The sequence below is a fragment of the Prochlorococcus marinus XMU1412 genome (genome assembly GCF_017696315.1).
Classification (GTDB): Bacteria; Cyanobacteriota; Cyanobacteriia; order PCC-6307; family Cyanobiaceae; genus Prochlorococcus_A; species Prochlorococcus_A marinus_AF.
This window is the reverse complement of sequence record NZ_JAAORJ010000004.1, coordinates 524,079-536,601: the sequence shown is the minus strand read 5'-3', so window position 1 is coordinate 536,601 and position 12,523 is coordinate 524,079. Positions and strand designations below refer to the sequence as shown.

13 protein-coding genes are annotated in these 12,523 nt (G+C 34.3%); 11 read left to right on the top strand and 2 right to left on the bottom strand.

Annotated features, from left to right (window positions below):
- The 6 genes from HA152_RS09455 to HA152_RS09430 all read left to right on the top strand — a co-directional run bounded on the left by HA152_RS09455 (window position 1) and on the right by HA152_RS09430 (window position 5,117).
- The gene (locus HA152_RS09455; RefSeq protein ID WP_011819234.1) at window positions 1–1,053 is read left to right on the top strand and encodes a rod shape-determining protein; all 1,053 of its coding nucleotides are present in this window, start codon (window positions 1–3) and stop codon (window positions 1,051–1,053) included.
- Window positions 1,054–1,057: 4 nt separating this feature from the next.
- Window positions 1,058–1,807 carry a rod shape-determining protein MreC gene (gene mreC, locus HA152_RS09450; RefSeq protein WP_025928940.1) on the top strand — a complete coding sequence of 250 codons (750 nt, stop codon included), beginning with the start codon at window positions 1,058–1,060 and terminating at the stop codon, window positions 1,805–1,807.
- Window positions 1,807–2,322 carry a hypothetical protein gene (locus HA152_RS09445; protein WP_209135753.1) on the top strand — a complete coding sequence of 172 codons (516 nt, stop codon included), beginning with the start codon at window positions 1,807–1,809 and terminating at the stop codon, window positions 2,320–2,322. The genes mreC and HA152_RS09445 overlap by 1 nt, the downstream gene beginning before the upstream one ends.
- A 184-nt stretch (window positions 2,323–2,506) precedes the next feature.
- Complete coding sequence (gene rpaB, locus HA152_RS09440) at window positions 2,507–3,253, top strand: response regulator transcription factor RpaB (protein WP_011819231.1); 747 nt, start codon at window positions 2,507–2,509, stop codon at window positions 3,251–3,253.
- Window positions 3,254–3,303: 50 nt separating this feature from the next.
- The gene (gene lysS / locus HA152_RS09435; protein ID WP_209135752.1) at window positions 3,304–4,815 is read left to right on the top strand and encodes a lysine--tRNA ligase; all 1,512 of its coding nucleotides are present in this window, start codon (window positions 3,304–3,306) and stop codon (window positions 4,813–4,815) included.
- Window positions 4,816–4,871: 56 nt separating this feature from the next.
- Window positions 4,872–5,117: a hypothetical protein gene (locus HA152_RS09430; protein WP_011819229.1), complete on the top strand. Its 246-nt coding sequence runs from the start codon at window positions 4,872–4,874 to the stop codon at window positions 5,115–5,117.
- Between the two features lie 26 nt (window positions 5,118–5,143).
- On the opposite strand, the gene smpB is transcribed toward HA152_RS09430, so the two are convergent.
- Window positions 5,144–5,638: an SsrA-binding protein SmpB gene (gene smpB, locus HA152_RS09425; protein WP_209135751.1), complete on the bottom strand. Its 495-nt coding sequence runs from the start codon at window positions 5,636–5,638 to the stop codon at window positions 5,144–5,146.
- Window positions 5,639–5,690: 52 nt separating this feature from the next.
- Between smpB and ruvB the strand changes: the two genes are divergently transcribed.
- The 5 genes from ruvB (at window position 5,691) to thiC (ending at window position 10,492) form a co-directional block, all read left to right on the top strand.
- Window positions 5,691–6,749 (top strand): Holliday junction branch migration DNA helicase RuvB, encoded by a 1,059-nt coding sequence (gene ruvB, locus HA152_RS09420; protein ID WP_209135750.1) that lies wholly within the window; start codon window positions 5,691–5,693, stop codon window positions 6,747–6,749.
- Complete coding sequence (locus HA152_RS09415) at window positions 6,736–7,524, top strand: tetratricopeptide repeat protein (protein WP_025882455.1); 789 nt, start codon at window positions 6,736–6,738, stop codon at window positions 7,522–7,524. Before ruvB ends, HA152_RS09415 begins: the two co-directional genes overlap by 14 nt.
- A 3-nt stretch (window positions 7,525–7,527) precedes the next feature.
- Entirely contained in the window at window positions 7,528–8,712 is a 1,185-nt protein-coding gene (locus tag HA152_RS09410) for an amidohydrolase (protein ID WP_209135749.1), read from the top strand.
- The gene (locus HA152_RS09405; protein WP_025889591.1) at window positions 8,709–8,924 is read left to right on the top strand and encodes a DUF3188 domain-containing protein; all 216 of its coding nucleotides are present in this window, start codon (window positions 8,709–8,711) and stop codon (window positions 8,922–8,924) included. The genes HA152_RS09410 and HA152_RS09405 overlap by 4 nt, the downstream gene beginning before the upstream one ends.
- A 197-nt stretch (window positions 8,925–9,121) precedes the next feature.
- The gene (gene thiC, locus HA152_RS09400; RefSeq protein ID WP_011819223.1) at window positions 9,122–10,492 is read left to right on the top strand and encodes a phosphomethylpyrimidine synthase ThiC; all 1,371 of its coding nucleotides are present in this window, start codon (window positions 9,122–9,124) and stop codon (window positions 10,490–10,492) included.
- Window positions 10,493–10,506: 14 nt separating this feature from the next.
- Here the strand turns inward: thiC and tkt are convergent, their stop codons facing one another.
- Window positions 10,507–12,513, bottom strand: coding sequence for a transketolase (tkt, locus tag HA152_RS09395; RefSeq protein WP_209135748.1), 2,007 nt, complete (start codon window positions 12,511–12,513; stop codon window positions 10,507–10,509).
- Window positions 12,514–12,523: the final 10 nt, after the last annotated feature.

Below are 12,523 nucleotides of genomic sequence, written 5' to 3'. Positions count from 1 at the left end.
GTGATTTTTAACAGATTTAAATTTTCTCGAGATATTGGCATAGATTTGGGAACGGCCAATACTCTTATACATGTATCAGGAAAAGGCGTTGTTTTACAGGAGCCTTCTGTGGTAGCTATGGATTTAGAAGAAGGGATTCCATTAGCTGTTGGTAAAGAAGCAAAGTTAATGCTTGGAAGGACCCCTGGCAATATAAGAGCTGTAAGACCACTAAGAGATGGAGTTATCGCAGATTTTGATGCTGCAGAACAAATGATAAAAACATTTATTCAAAAATGTAATGAAGGCAAGGGGATAGTAGCTCCAAGGATAGTGATTGGAATTCCAAGTGGAGTGACTAGTGTTGAGCGAAGAGCAGTAAGAGAAGCTGGATTAGCGGGAGCTAGAGAAGTTCATTTAATAGATGAACCTGTCGCAGCAGCAATAGGAGCATCATTACCAGTAACTGAGCCAATTGGAACAATGATTGTTGATATTGGTGGAGGTACTACTGAGGTTGCAGTATTAAGTTTAGGAGGAACTGTTTTGAGTGAATCTGTTCGAATAGCAGGCGATGAGATAAATGAGTCAATTGCGCTTTATCTTAAAAAAGTTCACAATTTAGTTGTTGGAGAGAGAACTGCAGAAGATATCAAGATAAAAATTGGATCTGCATTTCCAGATGATGATTTTGATAAAACTACTTTAGAGGTTAGAGGTTTACATCTTTTATCTGGTCTACCTAGATCAGTCACTTTGACATCAGGAGAAATCAGAGAAGCTATGGCTGAAACACTTAGCAAAATAGTCGAAGCTGTAAAAAGAACTTTAGAGCGAACCCCTCCTGAACTTGCCGCAGATATTGTTGATAGAGGTATTATGCTTGCAGGTGGTGGAGCTTTAGTGAGAGGCATTAATGATTTATTGAGCGATGAAACAGGAATTTTTACTCACATAGCAGAAAACCCACTGCTTTGCGTAGTGAATGGTTGTGGAGAGGTGTTGGATGATTTTAAAAAACTCAAAAGAGTTGTTGACACTCCAGAATTCATAAGGAATGCCATAAGAGATTAATGTTATGTTAGGTATCCGACGAATTTCTAATAGTCGTTGGTGGCATAAAAAGAAAAATTGGCTATTTTTTGCAATTTTTTTATTTTTGGTTTTTGTAAGAATATCAAAAGGAGCTTTTTATAAAGATTTTTATTATTTTATTTCAAAACCTTTTTGGCCTGGTCAATTTCAAAAAGAAATTGTTCTTGAGAGTATTGATCAAGAATATTTAATAAAGTTAAATCTTCTTACAAAAGATAATATAAGATTGCGACAAATCTTATCTCTTCAAGAATCATCTAATGATGAACATATTTCAGCTGCAGTTATTTCGCGAAAAACAGGAGGTTGGTGGAGACAAATAATTTTAAACAAAGGTTCAAAGGATGGAGTAGAAATTGGCAATATTGTGATTGGTCCGGGTGGATTATTAGGTAGAGTAAAGAATACTTCTTTATTCACTTCGTCGGTAACTTTGATAACTTCTCCAGAAAGTAAGTTAGGCGTTTGGGTGGATAGAATTCAAATCAATGGATTACTAGTCGGTTTAGGAGATGATTATCCTAGCCTAATACTTTATTCAAAAGATGCCGATATTAAAGTCGGAGATTTTGTATCATCATCTCCTGCTAGTACGTTATTACCTCCAAACATCCCTATTGGTATTGTCCAATCTATAGATGAGACGTTGAAATCAAAAAAAACGGCAAAAATTTCACTTATAGCAAAACCTCATGTAATTGATTGGGTACAAATTTTGAAAGTAAATATTTAATGAATAAATTTTTTACCAAAAAATTTCCCATTATAAGCTTTATTTTTATCCCAATTATTTTTTTGTGGCACCCTAATTGGCTTGGATTTTTAGGTGTTCAGCCTTATTGGCCGTTATTTTGGTTATTGCCTTGGGCAATGATTAATGGATCAATTAATGGATTAGTATTTGGTTTGTTTTTAGGTCTCATTTTAGATTCTCTAACTTTAAATGAAAGTTTTACCCAAATTCCAGGCCTAATTTTTTGTGGATTTTTCTTTGGGAGAATTAAATCACATAGTGATATTTTGGTGGGACATTTTAGGTATGGTTTAATTTGTTCTTTTGGAAGTTTTTTATGCGGTACTCTTTATCTTGCACAAATTTTGTTTAGAAATTCTTCAGATGGTAATTTTTTAATGTTTATTCCAGGTGTAAAAAATATCTTAGCTGAAGTTTTTTTGACAGGTTTGTTTGCTCCCTTTATTTGCTCCCAACTTATAAGGATGTTTAAATTTTCAAGAAGAAAAGTGTGATAATAAATTTTGCCAAGAGGAAAAAATGCTTGAAAAAATTTATATATTTTCAATTAATTTAAAATGTTTGTAAACCTTAGGAATATCTCTTTGAGGGTTCGTAATGTTATATTTTTAATTGTTAGAATAAATGTTCAATGCAATAGTTCTTTGCTTTGAAATATCGAGAAATCTTTTTTTAACTATGTCAAAAGCAAGAATTTTAGTTGTTGATGATGAACCAGCAGTTTTGAAGGTATTAGTTACGAGGCTTCAACTTGCAGGATATCAAGTATATTCAGCCACTAACGGCGAAGAAGCTCTTGAGTCTTTCCACAGGGATTCCCCAGATTTGATAGTTCTTGATGTTATGCTTCCAAAAATGGATGGATTTGCTGTTTGTAGAAGAATTAGAGCTGAGTCAGTAGTACCAATAATATTTTTAACCGCTCTAGAGGCTATTTCAGAGAGAGTTGCTGGTTTGGATTTAGGAGCCGATGATTACTTATCTAAACCATTTAGCCCAAAAGAGTTAGAGGCCAGAATAGCTACAATTTTGAGAAGAATGGGGCCAACTGTATCGGTTACTGAAACCAAAGAAGTTCCTTCAGGCAAAGGAGTTATGAAATTTGGAAGTTTAGTTGTTGATACTAATCGCAGACAAGTTTCTAGAGCTGGAGATAGAATTAGTCTAACTTATACTGAATTTAGTCTCCTAGAGTTATTATTTGACGAACCTGGTAAGGTTGTTCCTCGAGCAGAAATTTTGGAACAGCTGTGGGGCTATCCTCCTCGTAGAGCGGCAGATTTAAGAGTTGTAGATGTATATGTTGCAAGACTAAGAGGTAAATTGGAACCAGATCCAAGAAATCCAGAATTAATACTAACTGTTAGAGGAATTGGTTACGCATCTCAGAGAGTTGGCGAAACAGCAACATCTTTGGCAAGTTGAGCAATAGTCTGATAATTTTATTAAATAAAACAAATATATTTAAATAAATTTTGTCTGAAATTAAAGAAGCGCGCTTACAAAAAGCTAGTTCACTCGTGAATAAAGGATTTGCTTCTTACGCACAGAGCTTTAAGGTTTCACATACTACCAGTTTTCTTATTCAAAAATTTGATCATCTAGAAAATGGTCAAGAGGAAGACTTCAGTGTTTCTATTGCTGGTAGAGTTCTGGCAAAAAGGGTAATGGGCAAAATTGCCTTTTTCACAATAAGCGATCAAGAAGGTCAGATTCAGCTTTATCTAGATAAAAGGATTATTAATTTCAATTTAGAAAAACAAAAATTACTTTCTTTTGAAGATCTCAAGGAAATAGTAGATATTGGTGATTGGATAGGAGTCTATGGAACTATTAAAAAAACTAATAAAGGTGAGCTTTCAATTAAAGTAGAAAAATGGGAAATGTTATCCAAATCATTACAACCTCTCCCAGATAAATGGCATGGATTGACTGATATTGAAAAAAGATATAGACAACGTTATTTAGATTTAATAGTTAATCCTCACTCTAAAAATGTATTTAAAACCAGAGCGAAATGTATAAGTTTTATAAGAAAATGGCTAGATAATAGAAATTTTTTAGAGATAGAGACTCCAATTTTGCAATCTGAAGCTGGTGGTGCTGAAGCAAGACCATTTATAACTCATCACAATACATTAGATATTCCGTTGTATTTAAGAATAGCTACAGAATTACATTTAAAGAGAATGGTTGTTGGAGGTTTTGAGAAAGTCTATGAATTGGGAAGAATCTTCCGTAATGAGGGGATAAGTACAAGGCATAATCCAGAATTCACCTCAGTGGAAATTTATGAAGCTTATTCTGATTATGTAGATATGATGAATTTAACTGAAGAATTGATTAAAGATATCGTAGCTGATGCATGTGGGTCCTTAACTATAAATTATCAAAATAAAGAAATTGATTTTTCTAAGCCTTGGTCAAGAATATCCATGAAAGCTATTGTCAAAAAATATACAGGGATTGATTTTGATTCTTTCAGTGGAGACTTTCTAGCAGCAAAAAAAGCCGTTAAAAATATCAATGTTGATTGTTCTAATAAAGTAAATACTATGGGAAGACTTTTAAATGAGGTTTTTGAGCAAAAAGTAGAATCAAAACTTATAGAACCCACTTTTGTCATTGATTATCCTGTTGAAATTTCTCCTTTAGCTAGGCCTCATCACGATAATAAAGAAATAGTCCAGAGATTTGAATTATTCATTGTTGGTCGAGAACTGGCAAATGCGTTTAGTGAGTTGATAGATCCAGTAGATCAAAGAGAAAGAATGCAATTACAGCAATCTCTTAGAGATGAAGGAGATCTTGAGGCTCACTGTATAGATGAAGATTTTTTAAATGCTTTAGAGATTGGCATGCCGCCTACGGGAGGATTAGGTATAGGCATTGATAGGCTAATTATGTTAATTACTAATAGCGCATCGATTAGAGATGTAATCCCTTTCCCATTGTTAAAACCAGAAATAACTTCCAAAAAAAGTTAAAAATTACCCTCGAATGAAGTAAAATAGTTAAATCAATCCAATACGAAATTTTTTAAATGAGTGGTGAACGTGTTGGTTTCCGTTTCAAACACGCGGATGCAGTAGTAAAAAGAAATCCTCAAGGCCGATCAAGAAGAGGATGGGTTATTGAACCAGTAGAGCAAACTACAAGTAGAGGTACAAAAATGCCTGCATACAAAATTCGCTGGAGAGATAGTGAGAGGCCAGAAACTGTATTGCAGCATATGCTAATTGCAGATCCAGATCCTTCACCACCACCAACTTCAGTAAGTTTAGATTGATACTTTCAATAATTCTGACTAATCTTTTATCTTTTTAGTGCAGAGTTGATTTCTTTTTTTATGCTTTTTTGTTTTTCATCTTGTCGTTTGTCATGTAATTTTTTCCCTTTACCAACTCCAATAGTTAGTTTTATCCATGAGCCTTTTAAATAAAGAGATAATGGAACAATAGTCATTCCTTTTTTTTCAGTATTAGATTTCATTTTTATTATTTCTTTTTTATGTAGTAGCAACTTTCTATTTCTTAGTGGATCATGATTAAAGAAAGACCCCACATTTGTATGTGGTGAAATGTGAACATTTAATAATAAGATCTCCCCATCTCTGAATGAACAGTATCCGTCTCTTAAATTTGCTTTTCCGTTTCTAATAGACTTTACTTCAGTCCCTAAAAGCTCAATTCCAGCTTCGATTGTTTCAAATATTGCATATTGAAATTTTGCATATCTATTATCAGCTAGAAGTTTAAAATTATTTCCTTTATTAGTATTTTTTTTAACTTTGTTTGAATTTTTTGCCATTTTAGTTGTAAAAAATCTTTCTACTCAGAACAATTGCAATTAACCTTTCATTATGGCAATAATTTCTTCCAATATAGGCGATAATGACTTTTCTTTTCGAAAAAAAGAACTTAGGCTAGTTGATTCAAAAAACATTCCAGAAGAAAAGAGAAATAATAATTTGAACTTAGCCCGGCCTCTTAATTTAAAAGAATTTATTGGCCAAGAACAACTTAAATCTTCTTTAAGAATAGCTATAGATGCTTCAATTATTAGAAAAGAACCTTTGGAGCATACTCTTTTATATGGACAACCTGGTCTAGGTAAGACTACTCTTGCTTTTTTGATAGCCCACGAATTGAATACAAAATGTAAGATTGCGACTGCACCAGCAATTGAAAGACCAAGAGATATTGTAGGTTTACTTCTTGGATTAAAAGAAGGTGAAGTTTTATTTATCGATGAGATACATCGCTTAAATAGGTTAACTGAAGAGTTGTTATATTCTGCAATGGAGGATTTTAGACTTGACTTAACGATGGGAGCTAATAGAGGAGCCCGTTGCAGAACAATTAATCTTCCTAGGTTTACTCTGATTGGCGCGACAACTAAATTAGCCTCAATAAGTGCACCTCTAAGAGACAGATTTGGGATATCTCAGAAAATTGAATTCTATACATGTGATGAATTAAAACAAATTATTGTTAATTTCTCCCGATTAATAAACCTCAATTTAGAAGATGAAGCATCTTATGATTTGGCAAAGATATCTCGAGGGACTCCAAGAATTGCATTAAGATTATTAAGACGAGTTAGAGATTATGCTCAAGTTGTTATGAAAACTAATACTATCTCAGTGAATTTAATAAAAAAAGCTTTAAATTCTTACCAAATAGACGAAAAAGGATTGGATTCTTTAGATAGACACTATTTATCTTTTCTTAACCAAAATAATAATATTCCAACTGGCCTTGATTCAATTGCATCTGGGTTGGGCGATGATTCTTCAATGTTAGAATTTGTTGTTGAGCCATATCTTATTAAAATTGGTTTTCTCACGAGAACTCCTCGAGGAAGATTGCTTACTGCTTTAGGAAAAAAGTACATTGATTCAAAAGATGATAACTTTTAAAAAAGTTAAGGTTTGTTTTTTATTAATTTTTATTTTTTTCAATATTTTTTATATTGCACCATGCTATTCATTATCTTCGAGGGAGGATTTGTTTAAAAATGCGTTAGATCTTAGTTCAGGCGGAAAATTTAATCTCGCGTTACAAGAATGGAATCAATATCTCGATTCTTATCCTGATGATGCTGCAGGTTTTAGCAATAGAGGAAATGTAAGACTTGTTGTAGGAGATGTTAAGGGATCAATAGATGACCAAAATAAGGCAATAAGTTTGAATCCTAGTGAAATAGATCCTTACATTAACAGGGGGATTGCTGAGGAAGCATTGGGTTTATGGTCGCAAGCGAAAAAGGATTATATGTTCGTTATTTCCCTAGATAGTAAAAATTTCTCTGCATTATATAATTTAGCTAACGTAGAAGGATCTACATCCCATTGGGATAAAGCAAGAGATTTATTCTCCAAAGCTGCTTTATATAATCCAGGATTTGCCATGGCTAGGTCAAGTTTGGCGTTAGCAGATTTCCAGTTGGGAAATATTGATGAAGCTGAAAAAGAATTAATAAAGTTAATTAGACGTTATCCAACTTTTGCAGATGCTAGGGCAGCTTTGACAGCTTTGAGTTGGTCTAATGGTGAAGCTGGTAAAGCAGAGAGTAATTGGATAGCGGTAACTGAATTAGATCCTAGATATAGTGATGAAGAATGGTTAAAAAAAATAAGAAGATGGCCTCCTCAACCAATTAAAGATTTAATGAATTTTATCGATTTAAAATAAGTAATGAATAGAGATCAGTTACATAAAAAAATTGATTCGTTTAATGATGAACTAATTAACTTAAGAAGACATATCCATGAACATCCGGAATTAAGTGGACTTGAAAATCAAACAGCGATCTTGATCAGTGGTTTTTTAAAAGATATTGGTTGGAATGTTAGAGAATCTATAGGTAGGACTGGAGTTATAGCTGATTTTGGCCCTTTAGATAAAGGTATTATAGGTTTAAGAGTGGATATGGATGCATTGCCAATATTTGAGGAAACTAAATTAAGTTTTTCTTCAAAAGTAGATGGTGTTATGCATGCCTGTGGTCACGATTTGCATATCTCGATTGGATTGGGTGTCGCAAAAATTCTTAAGGATTTAAAACTAAATTTTGGGACTCGGATAATTTTTCAGCCTGCTGAAGAAATTGCGAGTGGAGCTAGATGGATGATTAAGGATGGTGCAACTAATGGTTTAACCCATATTTTTGGAGTTCATGTCTACCCCGATTTATCCGTAGGGACTATTGGCATTAAAGAGGGAAGTTTAACTGCAGCTGCTGGAGAACTTAATGTTGAGATTAAAGGAAAATCAGGCCATGGTGCTCGACCTCATGAAGGAGTTGATGCTATTTGGGCTGCCTCAAAAGTTATCTCGGGAATTCAAGAATCAATAACACGGAAGTTAGACCCTCTAGATCCAGTAGTAATAACTTTTGGGAAAATAAATGGTGGCAATGCATTCAATGTTCTCGCAGAAAAGGTTAATTTAATTGGTACTGTTAGATGCACTAATCGTAAAGTATTTATGAATCTTGGTAATTGGCTCAATGAAAATATCACTTCTTTAGCTAATAGTTGCGGAGCTGAAGCAAAAGTTATATTTAGAGAAATCACTCCGGCAGTTAATAATAATCCTGAAATGAATAGAGTCCTCAGAGATTCGGGAATTAAGGTTTTGGGTCAAGAAAATGTAATCGAATTACAAAAACCATCATTAGGAGCTGAGGATTTCGCTGAATTCTTAAATGAAATTCCTGGAGCTATGTTTAGGCTTGGGGTTTCTAGTTCCAATGGATGTGCTCCTCTTCATAGTTCTAAATTTGATCCGGATGAAAGAGCTATTGCTGTTGGAATTAAAGTGATAACAGAATCCATAGTAAAATTAAATAATGAAATAATTAATACTATTGGCAAATGAAAATTAATAAAAGATTTATTTTATCTTTTGTAGCTCCTTTCATGATTTTTATATCTGCCATTGGATTAATATTTAGGGATAATTCCAAGAAGATTTTTTATTTACCTATTGGCTTAATGGGGATTGTAATTATTTTGGAGAGGGGTATGAGCAGACAATTGGATAGAAAAAATATTTTAAAAAAGATAAAGTCTTATCAAAAAAATAAATAAAACAATTTTATTTATTTTCACGCAATATGAGATGACTTATTTTTAGAAAAGAGCTATTAATAAGATAAATACTAGGGGTGCTAAGAAATTTAACTTAGCTGAGATCATACCCTTTGAACCTGAATCATTAATTTCGATGCAGGGAAGTTGAGATTTGATCAAACTTTAGTAATACCACTTTTAAAAATTAAGAAATTATGAGAAGTTCTTGGATTAAGCCTCGCCTTGGGAAAGACAATGTAACTCAGATGAACTTTGCGAGAAATGGCTATATCACTGAAGAAATGGATTTTGTTGCTAAAAAAGAGAATCTTCCTTCTTCTTTAATAATGGAAGAAGTGGCAAGAGGAAGATTAATTATTCCAGCTAATATTAATCATTTGAATCTTGAGCCAATGTCTATAGGTATTGCTTCAAGATGCAAAGTTAATGCCAATATTGGTGCTTCCCCTAACGCAAGTGATATCAATGAAGAAGTAGAAAAGCTCAAACTTGCTGTTAAATATGGTGCTGATACGGTTATGGATCTTTCTACGGGAGGAGTAAATTTAGATGAAGTCCGACAAGCAATTATTCAAGAATCTCCTGTTCCCATAGGAACTGTTCCTGTTTATCAAGCTTTAGAAAGTGTTCATGGTTCAATAGATAGACTAACAGAAGACGATTTTCTTCATATTATTGAAAAACATTGTCAGCAGGGCGTAGATTATCAAACTATTCATGCTGGTCTATTAATAGAGCATTTGCCAAAAGTTAAAGGAAGAATTACTGGAATTGTCAGTAGAGGGGGAGGTATTTTAGCCCAATGGATGTTACATCATTTTAAACAAAATCCCCTCTATACAAGGTTTGATGATATCTGTGAGATTTTCAAGAAATATGATTGTACTTTTTCTCTCGGAGATTCACTTAGGCCTGGATGTTTGCATGATGCTTCTGATGATGCTCAGCTAGCTGAATTGAAGACCTTAGGCGAGCTTACTCGAAGAGCATGGGAACATAATGTTCAAGTAATGGTTGAAGGTCCTGGTCATGTCCCTATGGATCAAATTGAGTTTAATGTGAGAAAGCAAATGGAAGAATGTTCAGAAGCCCCTTTCTATGTACTTGGACCATTAGTAACAGATATTTCTCCTGGTTATGACCATATATCAAGTGCTATTGGGGCGGCAATGGCGGGGTGGTATGGAACTTCTATGCTATGTTATGTAACCCCAAAAGAACATCTAGGCCTTCCAAATGCAGAAGATGTACGAGAAGGATTAATTGCTTATAAAATAGCTGCTCACGCTGCTGATATAGCAAGACATAGAGCTGGAGCTCGTGATCGAGATGATGAACTTAGTCATGCAAGGTATAACTTTGATTGGAATAAACAATTCGAACTTTCTTTAGATCCGGAAAGGGCAAAGCAGTACCATGATGAAACATTGCCTGAAGAGATCTTTAAAAAGGCTGAGTTTTGTTCAATGTGTGGCCCAAAACATTGTCCAATGAATTCAAAGATTTCAGATGAATCACTAGATCAACTAAAAGATAAACTTGAAGAATGTAATACTTCAGTGTAGTTATCAATTACAAGTTATAGAATTTCCTTAGTCTTATTAACTACGTTTTCGACTGTAAATCCAAAATTTTTCATACATTCTCCACCTGGTGCTGATGCACCAAACCTATCCATAGTGATACAAATACCATCAAAACCTGTATATTTATGCCAACCAAATGAATGAGCGGCTTCTACTACAACTCTCTTTTTCACACTACTAGGTAAAACACTTTCTTTATAAGATTCTTCTTGCTCTTCAAAAAGTTCTACACAAGGCATAGAGACAACTCTAATTTTTTTACCCAAGCTTGAAAGTTCCTTACTTGCTTCAATGCAAAGATTCAGTTCGCTTCCAGTACCAATAAATATTAAGTCTGGTGTTCCTTCACAATCGGAAACTACATATCCTCCTAGAGCAACTTTGTCTATCGAAGTATTTTCTTGATTTGGCATGCCTTGTCTACTTAAACAAAGTGCAGAAGGTCTTTTTCGATTTTGAATAGCAAGCTTGTAAGCTCCACTCGTCTCGTTGCCATCTCCAGGTCTGAAAACTAGCATGTTAGGCATTGCGCGAAGAGAAGGGATAGTCTCAATAGGTTGATGTGTTGGCCCATCTTCTCCTACACCAATTGAATCATGTGTTAAGACATAGATTACTCCTAATTCGCTAAGTGCTGAAAGCCTCATTGAGCCCCTCATATAATCGGCGAAAACAAGGAAGGTTCCACCATAAGGGATAAGACCACTATTGTGATAGGCAATACCATTAAGTACAGCTGCCATTGCATGCTCTCGTACACCAAAATGTAAATATCTTTTTTCAGGGCTATGTGGCTGGAATGATCCAGTTTCTCCTTTTATATCTGTGTAATTAGAGTGAGTTAAATCTGCTGATCCGCCAATTAATTCAGGTAGGTTAGGACCTAGAGCACCCAAACATATTTGTGAATGCTTTCTTGTGGCTAAACCTTTATCATTAGGCGAATAAGAGGGGAGGTCTGAGTCCCAATTCTCAGGTAATTGACCCTCTAACATTCTTTTTAATTCGGCTCCTTCAGAGGGATATTTTTTTTGATATTCTTCAAATTTAGAATCCCATTCTTGCTCTAAATTTTCACCTTTGTTTATTGATTTTCTAAAATGCGTATATACTTCATCGGGTATTTCAAAAGGAGGATATTCCCAGTTTAGAAACTCTCTAGTTAATGCAGCTTCTTCTTCTCCGACAGCTGCTCCATGAATTCCAGCAGTATCTGATTTATTTGGAGAACCGTAACCTATGGTTGTAGAAATTTTTATAATTGAAGGCTTGTCTGTAATTAATTTCGCTTTTTCGATAGCTTCGGTGATTCCTTTAACATCATGATTCCCATCTTCAACATGTTGTACATGCCATCCATAAGCTTCGTATCTTTTTAAGACATCTTCAGTAAAAGAAACATCGGTTCGTCCATCAATTGTAATTTGATTATCGTCATAGAGTGCAATTAATTTTCCAAGCTTAAGATGACCAGCTAATGAGCAAGCCTCTGATGCAATACCTTCTTGATTACAGCCATCTCCCATTATTACGTAAGTATAGTGATCAACAATATTGCAATCAGGCTTATTAAATTTAGCTGCTAAGTGTGTTTCAGCTATTGCTAAACCAACTGCATTTGAAATTCCTGCTCCAAGAGGCCCAGCTGTAACTTCAACACCTTCAGTTTCGAATGTTTCTGGATGTCCAGGAGTTTTTGATCCCCATTGCCTAAATTCTTTAATATCTTCTATGGAAACTGATTTATATCCTGTTAAATGAAGCAAGGAATATAACAGCATACAGCCATGACCAGCTGATAATACAAAACGGTCTCTATTGAACCATTTTGGGTTATTAGGGTTGTGATTAAGTATGTTTTGCCATAATGCATAACCCATAGGAGCACATCCCATTGGCAATCCAGGATGTCCACTATTAGATTTATTTACTGCATCTACAGCAAGCATTCTTATACTATTTACACAAAGTGATTCTAATGAAACAGATGCAGCGACCATTGTTTTAAAA